This window comes from Massilia violaceinigra, assembly GCF_002752675.1.
In the GTDB taxonomy this organism is placed as follows: Bacteria; Pseudomonadota; Gammaproteobacteria; order Burkholderiales; family Burkholderiaceae_D; genus Telluria_A; species Telluria_A violaceinigra.
On sequence record NZ_CP024608.1, the window covers coordinates 5,566,963 to 5,583,804 of the forward strand.

General features: G+C 61.5%; 15 protein-coding genes and 1 pseudogene. 7 read left to right on the forward strand and 9 right to left on the reverse strand.

Annotation, left to right across the window (positions count from 1 at the left end; translation table 11 throughout):
* Positions 1-63: 63 nt before the first annotated feature.
* From CR152_RS24035 to CR152_RS24045, 3 genes and pseudogenes are all read left to right on the forward strand, one after another.
* Positions 64-1,089, forward strand: a complete 1,026-nt coding sequence (locus CR152_RS24035; RefSeq protein WP_099875167.1) for an IS5 family transposase — start codon at positions 64-66, stop codon at positions 1,087-1,089.
* Positions 1,090-1,751: 662 nt separating this feature from the next.
* Entirely contained in the window at positions 1,752-2,336 is a 585-nt protein-coding gene (locus CR152_RS24040) for a formylglycine-generating enzyme family protein (protein WP_502554293.1), read from the forward strand.
* Positions 2,337-2,421: 85 nt separating this feature from the next.
* A pseudogene (locus CR152_RS24045) lies at positions 2,422-3,224 on the forward strand (IS5 family transposase).
* A gap of 6 nt (positions 3,225-3,230) precedes the next feature.
* Here the strand turns inward: CR152_RS24045 and CR152_RS24050 are convergent.
* From CR152_RS24050 to CR152_RS24090, 9 genes are all read right to left on the reverse strand, one after another.
* The gene (locus CR152_RS24050) at positions 3,231-3,752 is read right to left on the reverse strand and encodes a GNAT family N-acetyltransferase (protein ID WP_099879217.1); all 522 of its coding nucleotides are present in this window, start codon (positions 3,750-3,752) and stop codon (positions 3,231-3,233) included.
* Positions 3,753-3,756: 4 nt separating this feature from the next.
* Positions 3,757-4,329: a helix-turn-helix domain-containing protein gene (locus CR152_RS24055; protein ID WP_099879219.1), complete on the reverse strand. Its 573-nt coding sequence runs from the start codon at positions 4,327-4,329 to the stop codon at positions 3,757-3,759.
* A gap of 106 nt (positions 4,330-4,435) precedes the next feature.
* The gene (locus CR152_RS24060) at positions 4,436-6,523 is read right to left on the reverse strand and encodes a 3-hydroxyacyl-CoA dehydrogenase NAD-binding domain-containing protein (protein WP_099879221.1); all 2,088 of its coding nucleotides are present in this window, start codon (positions 6,521-6,523) and stop codon (positions 4,436-4,438) included.
* 235 nt (positions 6,524-6,758) lie between these two features.
* On the reverse strand, positions 6,759-7,463 hold the full coding sequence (locus CR152_RS24065; RefSeq protein ID WP_208640187.1) for an ABC transporter ATP-binding protein: 705 nt from the start codon (positions 7,461-7,463) through the stop codon (positions 6,759-6,761).
* Positions 7,460-8,224, reverse strand: a complete 765-nt coding sequence (locus tag CR152_RS24070; RefSeq protein WP_099879223.1) for an ABC transporter ATP-binding protein — start codon at positions 8,222-8,224, stop codon at positions 7,460-7,462. The genes CR152_RS24065 and CR152_RS24070 overlap by 4 nt, the downstream gene beginning before the upstream one ends.
* The gene (locus tag CR152_RS24075; RefSeq protein WP_099879225.1) at positions 8,221-9,498 is read right to left on the reverse strand and encodes a branched-chain amino acid ABC transporter permease; all 1,278 of its coding nucleotides are present in this window, start codon (positions 9,496-9,498) and stop codon (positions 8,221-8,223) included. The genes CR152_RS24070 and CR152_RS24075 overlap by 4 nt, the downstream gene beginning before the upstream one ends.
* On the reverse strand, positions 9,495-10,439 hold the full coding sequence (locus tag CR152_RS24080; protein WP_099879227.1) for a branched-chain amino acid ABC transporter permease: 945 nt from the start codon (positions 10,437-10,439) through the stop codon (positions 9,495-9,497). Before CR152_RS24080 ends, CR152_RS24075 begins: the two co-directional genes overlap by 4 nt.
* Before the next feature lie 156 nt (positions 10,440-10,595).
* Positions 10,596-11,834, reverse strand: coding sequence for a branched-chain amino acid ABC transporter substrate-binding protein (locus CR152_RS24085; protein ID WP_099879229.1), 1,239 nt, complete (start codon positions 11,832-11,834; stop codon positions 10,596-10,598).
* Between the two features lie 273 nt (positions 11,835-12,107).
* Positions 12,108-13,760: a 3-(methylthio)propionyl-CoA ligase gene (locus CR152_RS24090; RefSeq protein WP_099879231.1), complete on the reverse strand. Its 1,653-nt coding sequence runs from the start codon at positions 13,758-13,760 to the stop codon at positions 12,108-12,110.
* A 246-nt stretch (positions 13,761-14,006) separates the two neighbouring features.
* Here CR152_RS24090 and CR152_RS24095 point away from each other — a divergent pair, with 246 nt between their 5' ends.
* The 4 genes from CR152_RS24095 to CR152_RS24110 are packed head-to-tail and all read left to right on the forward strand — an operon-like array spanning position 14,007 to position 16,815.
* Positions 14,007-15,485 (forward strand): protein adenylyltransferase SelO, encoded by a 1,479-nt coding sequence (locus tag CR152_RS24095; protein ID WP_267876250.1) that lies wholly within the window; start codon positions 14,007-14,009, stop codon positions 15,483-15,485.
* 11 nt (positions 15,486-15,496) lie between these two features.
* Positions 15,497-15,892: a peptide-methionine (R)-S-oxide reductase MsrB gene (msrB, locus tag CR152_RS24100; protein WP_099879236.1), complete on the forward strand. Its 396-nt coding sequence runs from the start codon at positions 15,497-15,499 to the stop codon at positions 15,890-15,892.
* Between the two features lie 15 nt (positions 15,893-15,907).
* Positions 15,908-16,543, forward strand: a complete 636-nt coding sequence (locus CR152_RS24105; protein WP_099879237.1) for a septation protein A — start codon at positions 15,908-15,910, stop codon at positions 16,541-16,543.
* 2 nt (positions 16,544-16,545) lie between these two features.
* Positions 16,546-16,815, forward strand: a complete 270-nt coding sequence (locus CR152_RS24110) for a BolA family protein (protein WP_099879239.1) — start codon at positions 16,546-16,548, stop codon at positions 16,813-16,815.
* Positions 16,816-16,842: the final 27 nt, after the last annotated feature.

Below are 16,842 nucleotides of genomic sequence, written 5' to 3' on the forward strand. Positions count from 1 at the left end.
CACCTCGAAAAACCCTCGTGAATCTGGCATGATATCGGTGCCTCGACTCTGACGTAATTTTTCATGATCAAGACCAGTCTGTTTGCTGACCAAGAGCGCGAAGCCAAGCTGAACAAGCTCGGCGATGCACTGGTGGTGATGGAGCGGCATGTCGACTTCGCCGCCCTGGCTGCCGAGGTCGACCTTGCGGCACCACGCCCTAGCCGCGAGCGCGGCGGCCGTCCGCCTTTCCCCACCGAATTGATGGTGCGCGTACTGTTGATCCAACAGCTGTTCAACTTGAGCGATGAGCAGATGGAATTCCAGCTGCTCGATCGCTTGAGCTTCCAGCGCTTTGCCGGCTTGCGCGCGAGTAGTCAGGTCCCGGATCGGACGACGATCTGGACTTTCAAGGAGCGCTTGATCCAGGCCGGCGCCAGCGAGAGCGTATTCGATGCGGTCAATCGCCAACTGTCCCAGCACGGCTACATTGCGCGCGGCGGGCAGATGATCGACGCGAGCATTGTGCAGGCGCCGAAACAGTCGCTGAACAAGGAAGAGAAAACCCTGGTCATGCAAGGCGCGATACCGGCCGGCTGGAAGCCGGCCAAGCGGCGTCAGAAGGATACGCAAGCGCGCTGGACGAAGAAACACGGCAAGTCCTACTTCGGCTATAAGGTCTCGGTCAACGCCGACAAACGCTACAAGCTGGTGCGCAAGATCAAGGTCAGCACGGCCAGCGAACATGACACCACGCATTTCGAGGAGGTGCTCGATCCCTCCAACACGAATCGCAACATCCTGGCCGACAAGGGGTACGTCGACGGCGAGCGCGAAGCGCGGTTGAACAAGCAGGGCTGGCGCATGCACATCCAGCGCAAAGGTAGCAAGGACAAGCCGATTTCCGATGCCCAGCAGCGCCGCAACCATCGCATCGCCAAGACACGCGCACGCGTCGAACACGTGTTCGCGGGCATGGCCCAGATGGGCGGCAAGGCGTTGCGCTCCATTGGCCTGGCGCGCGCCACGCTGCACCTGAACTGGAAGGTCGCTGCCTACAACTTGCAGCGCCTCGTCTACTTGAAGGAGGCAGGTATCGAGGCGTTCTAACGCCCGAGGTCCGTTCGGGCCGCCGAATTTGAGCAACGTAGCCTGAAAAACAGGTCGGGAAACAACGTCGCTCGCGCAATGCGGGCCACATTCAAACGCCCCGTTCGCAGGCAACCGCGAAATCACGGGTTATTCGAGGTGCCCTTAAGTCACTTCATGCCACAGACCCTGTACTGCTGGAGATGTCGAATAGATATTCCAATGCTTACCGACGCTGAGTGGGCGGTCGTTTCGCCAGAGTTAGAAAATGGCGTGGAGCAGATCAAGGCGTATCGAGAGAAGAACCATTGCTCGCTTGCCCAGGCAAGAACTAAGGGGTTTGGTCAAAAGGCATTGGAGCTATACGAGAAAATTACAGGTTTCAAGGAAACAAATCCCGACGCATTGTTTCATCATCGGCTGAGCATTTACGGACCATCATGTGGAACTTGTCACAAACCACTTAGGACACCACAGGCCAGCTCTTGCGCCGCATGCGGATCAAGCCGAAATCCAGCACGGCAATGACGGCCAATAGTCGGCCAAGTGCGGCGAGATAGGCGCGTGGCTACGGCCTGCACTTAGAATGCCGGATTACCCCTTTCCCTTTTATCAAGCATGGAAACCATCAGCATCCCGCCGGCAGCATCAATCTGCGCGACGACTGCAAGCAACAGAGCTGGGTGGCCGCGCTCGCGCCCTTCGCGCTCGGCAAGTATCCCGTCACGCGGTCGCAATACGCCCAGTTGAGCGGGGGCGCGCCAGAGCCAGGCTCAACAGCCCAGCACCCCGTGGTGAATGTCTCCTGGATCGATGCTGTGCGCTACTGCAACCTGCTGTCATTGTCCCAGGGGTTGGCAACGTCGTACGCGATCGCAGCCGATGGCCAGGCGGTCACGCTCCTGCCAGAAGCGCGCGGCTATCGGCTTCCCACCGAGGCACAATGGGAGTATGCCTGCCGCGCCGGCACCCGGGAACCGCGCTACGGCGAACTCGATGACATCGCCTGGTACCGCGGCAACGCTGCGGGCGCGTCCCAGCCGGTCGGCCTCAAAGCGGCGAACGCCTGGGGGCTGCATGACATGCTGGGCAATGTGTGGGAATGGTGCGAGGACCTGTACGACCCCGAGGTGTACGGCGAGTACCGGGTCTTTCGCGGCGGGGGCTGGGACGATCTGGAGCGCAGCTGCCTGGTCACCAACCGGCGCCGCAGCCATCCGACCTTCGCCATCGATGACCTTGGTTTCCGGGTGGCGCGCCCGGCTTGACGGTCCGCGTTGGGGCGGAAGCCGACGTACGCGGCCGCAGTCCGGGCGTTAAGATAACGGCCGTGTTCGCAGCCGGACTGATGCCATGGCCCAAGAACTTCTTCCCGAAGACCTTTGGTCACTTATAGAAGCTCATCTTCCAACTCACCATAGATTGCCGAAAGGTGGGCGACCGCGAATCAACGATCGTGCAGCCCTAACGGGAATCTTGTTTGTCCTCAGAACCGGAATACCTTGGGAGTACCTGCCGCGTGAGCTTGGGTGCGGCAGCGGCATGACGTGCTGGCGTCGCCTTCACGAATGGATGCAAGCGGGTGTTTGGCAGAGCGTCCACGAGACAGTCCTGCGTCGGCTCCGAGAGTTCGACCAGATCATGTGGGATCGAGCCTGCATTGACGCAGCTAGCGTGCCGGCACCGGCTGGCCGGCGAGCATACTGGCCGGAACCCGACTGACCGCGGCAAACTCGGCTGCAAACACCATTTACTAGTAGATCAGCGTGGACTACCCCTAGCAGCCCGAATCACAGGCGCTCAGGTCCATGATTCGCGCCCGCTCATCCCTCTCGTAGAATCGATCCCAGCAGTTAAAGGGCTATCAGGCCGCGCGCAAACGTCCAGGTAAGCTACATGCTGATCGAGCGTACGCTTCAAGAGCGCATCGGGCCTGGCTGCGCCGACGAGGAATCTCAGCACGGATCGCACGCTACGGCGTCGAGTCACGCGAAAGGCTTAGCCAATGGCGTTGGGTCGTTGAACGCACCCTAGGGTGGCTGCACCGTTTTCGCAGACTGCGCATCCGTTATGAACGGCGAGCCGACATCCACCAAGCCTTTCTTTCGCTGGCCTGCTCACTCATCTGTTGGAGGTACGTCGAGATGTTTTGTTAGGCGCTCTTAAGCCCCGATCCGCTTCCAGTACAACAGCGTGCCCGTCAGGCCGCCCTGAGGCTTGAGCGCATAGTCGGGAATCTCGCCGGCCAGGGTGAAGCCATGTTTCGCGTAGAGCCCGGCGGCGCCACCCTCGCTGGCGGTATCGAGCACTAGCAGGGTTTTGCCGCGTGCCACGGCAGCAGCCTCGGCAGCTTGGAGCAAAGCCGCCGCGATGCCGCGTCCACGGCAGCGCGGCAAGGTCATCATCTTGGCAATCTCCGCGCGGTGCGGCTGGTTGGGCGGGCAGTCGAGCATCAGGCTGACCGTCGCCACCAGTTGATCGCCCTCAAAAGCGCCGAACACGATGCGCTGGCCATCCGCCGCCGCTTGCAACGCGCGTTCCCAGAAGTCCCGCGCGTCCGAAGAGGCTAGCGGATGCATGAAACCGACCGAGCCGCCTTGGGCGACCACCTCGACCAGCAGCCCCGCGAGCGTCTCGATCAGTGCCGGCGCGGCCGCCAGCGGACGAATGTGAATGGTGGACATGCGCTTAGCTCCTTGAAAGAACAACCAGGTAACGACAGGTGTCCGGGCAGTCATTGGCAATCGTCACCTCGGATGGCGGCCCGAAGCCAAGGGAGTCGCCGGCCTCCAGGCGGTGTTGTTCGCCGCCCTCCACCACCGTCAGCGGCCCTGCCTGCACCCAGATCGCCTGACGGATGTGCGCGTACGACGAGGCGGGCAGCACGACGCGTTGGCCGGGCGGCATGTCGACCTGTACGATTTCCACGGGGTGATCGGGGCGCGCGTAAACTTGCCGGCGCACGTAGCCGCTGTCCGGATCGCGCCACAAGGGCTGCTGCGCCGCGCGCATGACGCGGCTGGCGTCGTCATGGCCCTCCGCGCGCAGCAGCAGGCCGGCAAGCGTCAGGTCGAAGGCGCCGGCCAGCCGCACCAGGATAACAGCCGTGGGACTGGTCTCTTCACGCTCGATCTTGCTGATGGTAGCCTTGGCTACGCCGGAACGGGCCGCCAGGTCCGCCAGCGACCAGCCCCGCGCGTCGCGTTCCAGGCGCAGCCGGCGGGCGATGGCGGTGCTTGTGTCGTCTTTTAATGTATCCATTCGTCCAATATAATGGACGACTACACCGAGCGCAAGCCCCTGGAGGCAATAAAAAAGGCAGCGCCGGAATTGCCGGGGCTGCCTTTTTTACTTGCTAACCGCTATATCAGCTGTTGAAGCCCTTGCCTTCGGCAGCCAGGCGTACCATCAACGGGGCTGGCGTCCAGGCGTTGCCGTGACGGCCCTTGGCGTATTTCTCCATCGCCATCAGCACATTGGCCAGGCCGACCGTATCGGCATAGAACATCGGACCGCCGCGGAACACGGGGAAGCCGTAGCCGGTCAGATACACCATGTCGATGTCGGAAGCGCGCATGGCGATTCCTTCTTCCAGAATGCGCGCGCCTTCGTTGACCAGCGAATACACCAAGCGCTCGACGATTTCCTCATCGCTGATCTTGCGGCGCTCGACGCCGATGTCGGCCGAGTGCTTGACGATCATGTCGTTGACGTCCTTCGAGGCATACGCCTTGCGGTCGCCGGCCTTGTAGTCGTACCAGCCGGCGCTGGTTTTCTGGCCGTAGCGGCCCATTTCGCACAGCAGGTCGGCGGTTTTCGAGTACGTGATCTCAGGCGACTCGACATACCGGCGCTTGCGGATGTACCAGCCGATATCGTTGCCGGCCAGGTCGCCCATGCGGAACGGACCCATCGCAAAGCCGAATTTCTCGACGGCTTTATCGACCTGCTCCGGCAGGCAGCCTTCTTCCAGCAGGAAGCCGGCCTGGCGGCTGTACTGCTCGATCATGCGGTTGCCGATGAAGCCGTCGCACACGCCCGACACCACGCCGGTCTTGCGCAGTTTTTTCGACAGCGCCAGGGTGGTGGCCAGCACGTCCTTGCTCGTCTTGGCGCCGCGCACGATTTCCAGCAGCTTCATCACATTGGCGGGGCTGAAGAAGTGGGTACCGACCACGTCCTGCGGGCGGCCGGTGAAGTCGGCAATCTTGTTCACATCCAGGGTCGAAGTGTTCGACGCCAGGATCGCGCCCGGCTTCATCACCGCGTCGAGCTGTTTGAAGACCGATTCCTTCACGCCCATGTCTTCGAACACGGCTTCGACGACGATGTCGGCCTGGGCGATGTCGGCGTAATTGAGCGTGCCGCTGATGAGGCCGACGCGCTGTTCGAATTTCTCGGGCGTGAGCTTGCCCTTTTTCATCGTGTTTTCGTAATTCTTGCGGATCGTGGCGATGCCCTTGTCCAGCGCTTCCTGCTTGGTTTCGAGCAGGATGACGGGAATGCCGGCGTTGACGAAGTTCATGGCGATGCCGCCGCCCATGGTGCCGGCGCCGATGATGGCGGCCTGCTTGATCTCGCGGGTTGGCGTATCGGCTGGCACGTCCGGAATCTTGCTGGCGAGGCGCTCGGCGAAGAACGCGTGGCGCAGCGACTTCGATTCCGGCGTCTGGATCAGGTGCAGGAAGCGCTCGCGCTCGAACTTGATGCCGTCTTCAAACTTCCTGGTAACCGACGCGGCCACGGTTTCGACGCATTCGAGCGGCGCCGGGAAAGCGCCGGACATGGCCTTGACGGTATTGCGCGAGAATTGCAGGAAGGCTTCGTGGTTCGGGTAGTTCACCTTGCGGTCGCGCACGCGCGGCAGCGGACGCACATCGGCGACCTTGCTGGCGAAGGCCACGGCCGAGTCGATCAGGTTGGCGTCGGAGGCGAAGACTTCATCGAACAGCGCGGTGCCGGCGAATTTTTCCGATGGTACCGGGGTGCCGGAGACGATCATGTTCAGGGCCATTTCCAGGCCGACCACGCGCGGCAGGCGCTGGGTGCCGCCGGCGCCTGGCAGCAGGCCGAGCTTGACTTCGGGCAGCGCGATTTGCGCGCCGGGCATGGCGACGCGGTAGTTGCAGCCCAGCGCCAGTTCGAGGCCGCCGCCCATGCAGACCGTGTGAATGGCGGCGACGACCGGTTTGGTCGAGCTTTCGGCGACCTGGATCAGCGAATGCAGGGACGGTTCGGTGAGGGCCTTGGGCGAATTGAATTCCTTGATGTCGGCGCCACCGGAAAACGCCTTGCCGGCGCCGGTGATGACGATCGCCTTGACGGCGTCGTCCGCCTGCGCGCGGCGAATGCCGGCGACCGCGGCGGTACGCGTCTCAAGACCCAGGCCGTTGACCGGTGGATTGTTCAGTGTGATGACGGCAACGCTGCCATTGACCAGGTATTCGGCGCTCATGTCTCTTCCTTTGTTAGTGGGTTCAGCAGTCTTCGACTATACATCATAATAGAACGGTCGTATTATTTTTTGTAAGGGATGGACGGGAGTTTTTGCCGGGTTATCGGCGACGCGACGAACTTGGGTTCCCGCCGAGTGCCGCCTTGGCGCGGGAACGACGGTTCTCAGGTTGGTGGTTATAACGAACCTCCGTCGTTCCCGCGCAGGCGGGAACCCAAGTTCGTTGATTAGCCACCTACACCTCCAACCACTCCTTCCGTACCCCCGCATCCGCCCTCAACTCCTGCGGCGTCCCCTCGAACACAATCGCCCCATGCCCCATCACATACACCCGCTGCGAAATCTCCAGCGCGATGGCCAGTTTCTGCTCCACCAGCAGCACCGAAATCCCCTTCTCCTTCAACGCCAATAAATACTCCGCCACCAGCGCGACAATTTTTGGCGCCAGTCCCTCGGTCGGCTCGTCGATCATGATCAAATCCGGATCGCCCATCAAACTGCGGCACAAGGTGAGCATCTGCTGCTCCCCTCCAGACAGAAACCCGGCCGCCACCGTGCGCCGTTCCAGCAGGCGCGGGAACATGTTGTACATATCGTCGAGCGACCAGCGTCCGGCCACGCCGGTCTTCTTCTGCCCCAGGATCAGATTCTGTTCCACCGTCAGGGTCGGAAAAATATCGCGGTTCTCCGGTACGTACGCCAGTCCCTTGTGCGCGATCTGGAATGCCTTCAATCCCAGCACTTCCTCCCCCTTGAACAGCACCGAGCCGGTGGCATTGACCTGCCCCATGACCGCCTTGACCAGGGTCGAGCGCCCCACCCCATTGCGGCCCAGCAGGCTGACAATCTCGCCTTTGCCGATCTGCAGATCGACCCCGTGCAGAATATGGCCCTTGCCGTAAAACGCATGCAGGTTCTTAATCTCCAGAATGGCGCTCATGCTGCTTCCTCGCCGCCTTCGCGGCCCAGATAGGCTGCCTGCACGGCCGCATTCGAGCGGATATTGGCCGGCGTATCGCAGGCGATCACCTCGCCATATACCAGCACCGCGATCTTGTCGGCCAGTCCGAACACCACGCTCATATCGTGCTCCACCATCACCAGCGATTTGCCCACGGTGACCTTGCGGATCAATTCCACCGCCGCATCCGATTCCGAACGGCTCATGCCGGCGGTCGGCTCGTCGAGCAGAATCACGTCGGCGCCGCCGGCAATGGTGATGCCGATTTCCAGCGCGCGCTGTTCGGCGTAGGTCAGCACGCCGGCCAATACCTTGCGCTGGCGCTGCATGCCGATCTGCTCCAATACCTCTTCCGCGCGTTCATGGGCATCGCGCAAGCCATTCAAACGCTGCCAGAACGAGTATTTATATCCGAGCGACCACAATACCGCGCAGCGCAGGTTTTCATACACCGACAGCCGCTCGAACAGATTGCTGATCTGGAAGCTGCGCGATAGCCCGAGCCGGTTGATCTCGAACGGGCGCAAGCCGCTGATGCTGTTCCCGTTGAGGCAAATATCGCCCGACGAAATATCGAACCGGCCCGATACCAGATTGAACAAGGTCGATTTACCGGCACCATTCGGCCCAATCACGGCGCAGCGCTCGCCTTTTTGCACGGTCAGGCTGGCGCCACGGATGATTTCGGAACGCCCGAAACTCTTGCGCACGTCTTTCAGTTCAAGTGCGGCCGTCGTCATGCGACACCTCCGCGCTGTTGTGCCACGATTTCCGCATTAACGTCACTCCAGACTGCGTAATATCCCGGCTGGAAGCGCCGGTAGCCCACAATGCCGGCGACCAGCAGCATGCCGGCCACCAGCCACGGTCCGGCCGATTTTGTATCGATCTCCTGTCCGAAACGGGTCATGACGCTGCCGTTGGCGGCGTCCAGGGTCAGGTGGTAGAGCATTTCGGTGCCCATCACCATGCCCGCCAGCCCGACCAGCACGCATGCGCCCACCGCCAGCAGCGGCTTCCAGATGCGCGCGAACTTGCGCGCGCTGGCAACCCGCAGCAGCATCAGGATCAGGCTGGCCAGTCCGGCCGGGGCGTAGCGCACCAGCAGAATGAAGAACAGGCCCAGATACAGTTGCCACGCTGGCGTGAAGTCCGACAACATCACGGAAAAGAAAATGCCGACAATGGTGCCGAGCAAGGGACCGAAGAAAAAGCCAATCCCGCCGATGAATACAAACAGCAAGATGCTGCCCGACCGGATGGCACTGACATTCTCGGCACTGACAATCTCGAAGTTAATCGCCGACAGCCCGCCCGAAATGCCGGCGAAAAAAGCCGAGAGGATCAGCGTCAGGTAACGCACCCATTGCGTGTCGTAGCCGATGAATTCGACGCGTTCGGGATTGTCGCGCACGGCATTGGCCATGCGCCCGAGCGGCGTTTGCGTGAAGGCGAACATGGCCACCGTGGTGACGAACAGCCACGCGGCGATCAGGTAATACACCTGCACCTGCGGACCGTACGTGATGCCCAGGAAAGCTTCGCCGCGCACACGGTTGGTGGTGATGCCGCCCTCACCGCCAAAAAAGCCGGGAAACATCAGCGAGCTGGCAAACACCAGTTCCACCAGGCCCAGGGTGATCATGGCGAAGGTGGTGCCGGATTTCTTGGTGGTCACGTAACCGAACAGCACGCCGAAGCCCATGCCGGCCACGCCGCCGACCAGCGGAATGAGCGAGGTCGGCACCAGCGCACCGATGCCGGTATGGTTCATTGCGTGGATGGCAAAGAAGGCGCCCAGCCCGGAATAGACGGCGTGGCCGAACGACAGCATGCCGCCTTGCCCCAGCAGCATGTTGTAGGACAGGCCGAAAATCATCACGGTGCCGATCTGGGACAGGATCGACAGTGCCGCGCCCTTGGTAAAGATCAGCGGGGCCAGCACCAGGATCAGCGCAAAACCGCCCCATACGAGGTAGCGTCCGAGGTTCAGGGGAGTGTAGGTGAGCCTCATTCGCGTGTCCCCATCAAGCCCTTGGGCCGGAAAATCAGGATCAGGACCAGCAGCAGGAACGGCAGGATGGCCGCGCTTTGCGAAATGGTCAGCTTCAGTACCTCATAGCCGGGCGTGTCCATGGTGATGTTGGCGCCGATGCCGTTGAGTAAGGTCATCAGCGAATAATCGAGCGCCACGGCGAAGGTTTGCAGCACGCCGATCAGGATCGAGGCATAAAAGGCTCCGGCCAGCGACCCCATGCCACCGACCACGACCACCACGAAGATGATGCTGCCGACCGTGGCCGCCATGCCCGGCTCGGTGACGAAAGCATTGCCGCCGATGACGCCCGCAAGCCCGGCCAGCGCGCAACCGCCGCCGAACACCCACATGAAGATGCGCGGCACGTTGTGGCCGAGCGCCTCGACCGCGTCCGGATGGCTGAGCGCCGCCTGGATCACCAGCCCGACCCGGGTGCGCGTGAGCACCAGGTAAATACCGGCCAGCATCGACAGCGCCACCACCATCATGAAGCCGCGGTAGATCGGAAAACTGGTCGAGAACAGGGTGAACAGCGGTCCGTCGAGCTCTTTCGGAATCGGATACGGCACCGCCGCCCTGCCCCATATCAGCTGGACCAGCTCGACGACCAGGAAGGACAGGCCAAAGGTAAACAGCAGTTCGGGAATGTGGCCGTATTTATGCAGGGGACGCAGGCCGTAGCGTTCGACCAAGGCGCCGATCAGCCCGACCGCGACGGGCGCCAGCACCAGCGCCGGCCAGAATCCGAGCACGCTGCTGATGGTGTAGGCGATGTAGGCGCCGAGCATGTAGAAACTGGCGTGCGCAAAGTTGAGCACGCCCATCATGCTGAAGATCAGGGTCAGTCCGGACGAGAGCATGAACAGCAGCAGTCCGTAACTGATCCCGTTCAGCAGGGTGAACAGTGTGAATTCCATAGGTGTCTGCAGGTTGAGTGGGCGTGCAGAACCCACCGTGGTCGGAAACGCGAAGGTGGTGGACACGCGCGCCACAGCGGGCCCGCCCACCCTACAGTGTTGGCGGGACGACGCAGGCCGGCTTGTGACCGGACGGCGCGCCCCTCGGCCTTGGCGTTACGCCCCGGGCCGCTTCATCTGGCAGGAAGTCGGCTGATTCGCCAGATAGGCGTCGATCTTCTTGTCCATTCTCCAGCCGTAACCGGTATTTTCCTGGTCGTACTTGATGTCCTTGCCGTTGGTCTTGGTCCAGGTGCCGATGAACAGCGGCTGCTGCAGCTGGTGGTCGGCCTTGTTCATGATGACTTCGCCGTTGATGCTGTTGAACTTGGCGCCTTCCATGGCGAACGCCACTTTCACCGGGTCGGTGGTCTTGGCGGTCTTGATGGCCTGGGACAGCATGCCGATGGCGCTGTGGGTCTGGGCCGCGTAATAATCGTCGTTGTGTTTCTTCTTGAACGCTTCGACGATGTCCTTGCCGAGGAATTTGTCGTTGTTGACCATCCAGTTGCCGACAATCTTGACGCGGTCGGCGCCGGCCGCGCCCATGGCGGTCGGCACGCCCGTGGTGACGCCGTAGTAGGTGTAGAAATTGGCCTTGAGGTCGGCATCCTTGGCGGCGCGGATCAGGAGCGCCAGATCGGCGCCCCAGTTGCCGGTGATGACGGTATCGGCGCCGGAAGCCTTGATCTTGGCGATATAGGGCGAGAAATCCTTGACCTGGGCGATCGGGTGCAAGTCGTCGCCGGCGATCTTGATGTCAGGGCGCTTGCGTTTCAGGTATTCCTTGGCGGCGCGGCTGACGGCCTGGCCGAAGGCGTAGTTCTGGCCGATGATATAGACGCTCTTGATGTCCTTGTTGGGCGCCATGTAGGAAGTCAGCGCCTCCATTTTCATGTCGGAATTGGCGTCGAAGCGGAAGTGCCAGAAGCTGCACTTGCTGTTCGTCATGTCGGGATCGATGGCCGCGTAGTTCAGGAAAACGACTTCCTTGCCCGGATTGCGCTCGTTATGCTTGTTGATCGCATCGAGCAGGGCCAGGCCGACGCCGGAGCCGCTGCCCTGGGTGATGTAGCGGTAACCCTGGTCGATGACGGTCTTGAGCAGGGTGAGGGATTCCTGTGGGCTGGCCTTGTTGTCGAAGCCGACCACCTCGACCTTGTGCTCGCCGGCCCACTTTTGCTGGGTGGCCATGTCGGCGATCAGCTGGAAGCTTTTGAGCTGGTTCTGCCCGACCGGCGCGAAGGGCCCCGATAGAGGGTCGATGTAGGCAATCTTCACTGTTTCAGCCTGGGCCGAAGCCGACAGCAATGCAAACGAAACAGCCAGTGTCAACGGGCGAATAGTCTTGATCATGCGTCTCCATCCTTCTCTATTGTCTATGCGGGTCTGATGCCCTTGCAGCGAGTGCTGCCCATCTGGTGCTTAAAACCTCTTGTTAAATGTTAATGATGTCACGGCCACTGGTCTTAAAACCGTCGCCCCCGCGCAGGCGGGGGCCCAAGTTTGTGCTGAAGCCTACGACAGATCGCAGAACTTGGGCCCCCGCCGAGGGCCGCCTTGGCGCGGGGGCGACGGTTTGCAAGTTAGCGTAAATAAAGGCTATAGCTGACTGCTATGTATCTCGCCTCAACCCACCGGCAACTGATGCGCCTTGAACTGATCGCGCAGCTTGTTCTTTTGAATCTTGCCCGTCGCCCCCATCGGCAATGCATCGATGAACACCACATCATCCGGCATCCAGAATTTGGCGATCTTGCCTTCAAAAAACGCCAGCATCTCCTCGCGCGTCACTTCCATCCCTGGTCGTTTGACCACCAATAACAGCGGACGTTCATCCCATTTTGGATGCGCGATGCCGATACACGCCGCCTGCAGCACCGACGGATGCGACATGGCAATGTTCTCCAGGTCGATCGTGCCGATCCATTCCCCGCCCGACTTGATCACGTCCTTGCTGCGGTCGGTAATCTGCATGTAGCCGTCGGCATCGATCGTGGCCACGTCACCGGTCGGGAACCAGCCATCCTGCAGCACGTCGCCGCCTTCATTCTTGAAATAGCTCTTGATAATCCATGGCCCCTTGACCAGCAAGTGACCGTAGGTGCTGCCATCCCAAGGCAACTCGGTGCCTGCATCGTCGACGATCTTCATGTCGACGCCGTACACCGCGTGGCCCTGCTTTTGCAAAATCTTGCGCTGCGCATCCTTCGGCAACACCAGATGCTTGGTCTGCAAGCCACCCGCGGTGCCCAGGGGCGACATTTCCGTCATGCCCCAGGCATGGATGACCTCGACATTGAACTTGTCGATCAGCGTATCCATCATCGCGGGCGGACAGGCCGAGCCGCCGATCACCGTGCGCCGGAAGGTACTGAACTGCAGCTGGTTCTGGAGCGCATGGTTGATCAGGCCCAGCCAGACCGTCGGCACGCCGGCCGAGAACGTGACTTTTTCAGCCTCGAACAGCTCGTACAGCGACTTGCCGTCCAGCGCCGCGCCCGGATACACCATCTTGGCGCCCGACAGCAGCACCGAGTACGGCAAGCCCCAGGCATTGACGTGGAACATCGGCACGACCGGCAACACGGTGTCGGCCGAGGACACATTGAGCGCGTTCGGCATCGCCGAACCATACGCATGCAGCACGGTGGAACGATGCGAGTACAGCGCGCCCTTGGGGTTGCCCGTGGTGCCCGACGTATAGCACAGCGAAGCGGCCGAATTCTCGTCGAACAGCGGCCACTGGTAATCGTCCGAGCTGCTTGAAATGAGATCTTCATAGCACAGCAGTTGCGGGATCTTGGTCTCGGCCGGCATGTGCTCGCGCCCGGCCATCAGGATGAATGCCTTGACGGTCGTGCAGTGAGCGGCCACGGCTTCGATCAGCGGCAGGAAGGTCAGGTCGAAGTACAGGTACTGGTCTTCGGCGTGGTTGGTGATGTAGGCGATCTGTTCCGGGTGCAGGCGCGGGTTGATCGTATGCAGCACGGCGCCCGATCCGGACACCGCGTAATACAGTTCCATGTGGCGGTAGCCATTCCAGGCCAGGGTGGCGACCCGGTCGCCGAGCTTGACGCCCAGGCCGGTAAGCGCGTTGGCCATCTGGCGCGCGCGCTGGTGGCAGTCGCGGTAAGTGTAGCGGTGCAAGTCGCCTTCGACCCGCCGTGAAACGATTTCGGTGCTGCCGTAATGCCTTGCCGCGAATTCGATAATGCTGGAGATGAGCAATGGCTGGTCCATCATTTGCCCCATCAATGGGCTCATCGGGTAAGACGTCATTAATACTCCTGTCATCGCATTGCGGCCGCGCTACGGCGACCGTTGACTAAGTTTCGTACGACCGTGCTAAAACAGTCAATCAATTTCGATGGTGCAGCGCATCCAGACCAACCGGTCCACTGCGCCACGCTTGCGCCGGGAGCTCGGCGGCGCGTGCGGGCCCGGCCAAAAAATGGACGGTACGGTAGAATTCCGCTATTGTTTTCACCCACTACCGCGACTGGATCAGCTATTAACGTCGATGACTTGCCACTGGACAATTCCTTTGCCGAATTGCCTCCCGCTTTCCACACCCGGCTCATGCCGACGCCGCTGCCTGCGCCCTACTTTGTCGCCGCCAGCGCGCGCGCGGCCGCGCTGGTCGGGCTCGACCCGGCCATGCTGGCGCAGGATGACTTCGTCGCCACTTTCACCGGCAACCATGTGCCGCCACGCGCCAAGCCGCTCGCGGCCGTCTATTCCGGGCACCAGTTCGGTGTCTGGGCCGGCCAGCTCGGCGATGGCCGCGCGATCCTGCTCGGCCAGCTCGCCGGCACGCAGGGACCGATGGAGCTGCAGCTCAAGGGCGCCGGCAAGACTCCATACTCGCGCATGGGCGACGGGCGCGCCGTGCTGCGCTCGTCGATCCGCGAATTCCTGTGCTCCGAAGCAATGGCCGCGCTCGGCATCCCGACCACGCGCGCCCTTGTCGTTACCGGTTCCGGCCAGGGTATCTTTCGCGAAACGGTCGAAAGCGCGGCCGTGGTCACGCGCATGGCGCCAAGTTTCGTGCGCTTCGGCTCGTTCGAGCACTGGTCTTCGCGCGACAAGCCGGAAGAATTGCGCATCCTGGCCGACTATGTCATCGCCACCTTTTACCCGGAACTGAGCGGCGCGCCGAACCCCTACCAGGCCCTGCTGCAGGAAGTCACCCGCCGCACCGCGCACATGATTGCGCATTGGCAAGCGGTCGGCTTCATGCATGGCGTCATGAACACCGACAATATGTCGATCCTCGGCCTGACGCTCGACTACGGCCCGTTCGGTTTCATGGAAGCCTTCGATGCCCAGCACATCTGCAACCACACCGACCAGCAGGGGCGCTATTCCTACGCCAACCAGCCCGAGGTGGGCCACTGGAATTGCTACGCCCTGGCCCAAGCCCTGCTGGCGCTGATCGGCAGCGTCGAGGAAGCGCAGGATGCGCTGGCGCTCTACCAGCCGGCCTTCGCCAGCAAGATCGACGAATTGCTGCGCGCCAAGCTGGGCCTGACCACGGCCCAGGAAGACGACGCGCAGCTGTTCGACGCCATGTTCACGCTGATGAACGACAGCCATGTCGACTTCACCCAGTTTTTCCGCAAGCTCGGCACGCTGCAGGCCGGCGATCCGGCGGCCGGCGCTCCGGCGGCCGGCGACCCCGCACAGGACAGCCCCTTGCGCGACATGTTTTATGTACGCGAGGACTTCAATGCCTGGGCGGCCCGTTACCGCGCCCGCCTGCGGGCCGAAGCGAGCGTCGACGCGCAGCGCAAGCTTGCAATGGACCGTGTCAACCCAAAGTATGTATTGCGCAATTACCTGGCCCAGGTCGCCATCGAAAAAGCGCAAAACAAGGATTTCTCCGAAGTGGCGCGGCTGCTTGCCGTGCTGGAGCATCCATTCGACGAACAACCCCACAACGAACACTACGCAGCGTTGCCGCCCGACTGGGCGAGCCACCTCGAAGTGAGCTGTTCATCCTGAAAGAAGCCGCCATGTCCGATAAAGTCACCAAAACCGACGCCGAATGGCGTGCCATGCTCGACCCGATGGAATACGAGGTCACGCGCCACGCGGCCACCGAACGCGCCTTCACCGGCAAGTTCTGGGACCACCACGACCACGGCATCTACACCTGCGTGTGCTGCAACACGCCGCTGTTCGCCTCCGATACCAAATTCGATTCCGGCTGCGGCTGGCCGAGCTACTTCAAGGCGCTCGACCCGGCCAATGTGATCGAAAAAACCGACCGCACGCATGGTATGCTGCGCACCGAGATCATTTGCGCGGTCTGCGACGCGCATCTCGGCCACGTGTTTCCGGACGGCCCGCCGCCGACCGGATTGCGCTATTGCATTAATTCCGCGTCACTGCGTTTCGACCCAACTTGAACCACCAATAACAACATGAAACTTCTGTTCGACTTTTTCCCCATTTTGCTGTTCTTCGGCGTCTTCAAGCTCGCCGAGGTATATCAGCAGGCATCGTTCGGCATCGCCACCACCTATCTGGGCGGACTCGTTGCCGGAGGGAGCATCAAGCCGGATCAGGCGCCGATCATGATCGCCACGGTGGTCGCGATCGTCGCCACCACCTTTCAGCTGGTCTACCTCAAGCTGCGCGGCCGCAAGATCGACGCCATGCTGTGGGTGTCCTTTCTCATCATCACCTTCTTCGGCGGCATGACGATCTACTTCCACGACGACACCTTCATCAAGTGGAAACCGACCATCATCTACTGGGTCTTCGCGTTCGCCATGGGCGTGGCGCAGTTCGGCTTCGGCAAGAACCTGATGCGCCAGGCGATGGAAGCGCAGATCAAGCTGCCCGAGCCGGTGTGGAAGAACGTGGGCCTGTCATGGATGGTGTTCTTCTTCGCGCTCGGCCTGGTCAACCTGCTGGCCGCGTTCGTCATTTTCAAGGGCAACACCAGCGCCTGGGTCAGCTTCAAGCTGTTCGGCATCAACGGCCTGCTGTTCGTGTTCATCATCGTGCAAACGCTGATGCTGTCGAAGTACATCGAAGCGGAGAAACAGGCATGATCATGGCTACCCGTCCCGAGCGCATCCGCGCGCTTCTCACGGCCGCGCTCGAACCGAGCGTGCTCGAACTGACCGACGAATCGGCCCTGCATGCAGGCCACGCCGGGGCCGCTTCTGGAGGCAGCCACTTCCGCCTCAAGATCGTCTCGGCGCGTTTCGAGGGGCTCAGACTCGTCATGCGACATCGACTCGTGTATGATTCCGTGCACGATATGATGCACAATGAAATCCATGCACTTGCCATCACTGCGCTGGCGCCGTCCGAGCTGTGATCATTGCGGCTTCAGAGCGCGTTAAGA

Bases quoted from the DNA above. Each gene is read 5' to 3' on its own strand.
- CR152_RS24090 (WP_099879231.1), bottom strand. From the start codon at position 13,760: ATGACGTCTTACCCGATGAGCCCATTGATGGGGCAAATGATGGACCAG.
- CR152_RS24065 (WP_208640187.1), bottom strand. From the start codon at position 7,463: ATGAGCGCCATTCTGGAGATTAAGAACCTGCATGCGTTTTACGGCAAG.
- CR152_RS24085 (WP_099879229.1), bottom strand. From the start codon at position 11,834: ATGATCAAGACTATTCGCCCGTTGACACTGGCTGTTTCGTTTGCATTG.
- CR152_RS24080 (WP_099879227.1), bottom strand. From the start codon at position 10,439: ATGGAATTCACACTGTTCACCCTGCTGAACGGGATCAGTTACGGACTG.
- CR152_RS24070 (WP_099879223.1), bottom strand. From the start codon at position 8,224: ATGACGACGGCCGCACTTGAACTGAAAGACGTGCGCAAGAGTTTCGGG.
- CR152_RS24050 (WP_099879217.1), bottom strand. From the start codon at position 3,752: ATGTCCACCATTCACATTCGTCCGCTGGCGGCCGCGCCGGCACTGATC.
- CR152_RS24035 (WP_099875167.1), top strand. From the start codon at position 64: ATGATCAAGACCAGTCTGTTTGCTGACCAAGAGCGCGAAGCCAAGCTG.
- CR152_RS24110 (WP_099879239.1), top strand. From the start codon at position 16,546: ATGGCTACCCGTCCCGAGCGCATCCGCGCGCTTCTCACGGCCGCGCTC.
- msrB (WP_099879236.1), top strand. From the start codon at position 15,497: ATGTCCGATAAAGTCACCAAAACCGACGCCGAATGGCGTGCCATGCTC.
- CR152_RS24105 (WP_099879237.1), top strand. From the start codon at position 15,908: ATGAAACTTCTGTTCGACTTTTTCCCCATTTTGCTGTTCTTCGGCGTC.
- CR152_RS24060 (WP_099879221.1), bottom strand. From the start codon at position 6,523: ATGAGCGCCGAATACCTGGTCAATGGCAGCGTTGCCGTCATCACACTG.
- CR152_RS24075 (WP_099879225.1), bottom strand. From the start codon at position 9,498: ATGAGGCTCACCTACACTCCCCTGAACCTCGGACGCTACCTCGTATGG.
- CR152_RS24055 (WP_099879219.1), bottom strand. From the start codon at position 4,329: ATGGATACATTAAAAGACGACACAAGCACCGCCATCGCCCGCCGGCTG.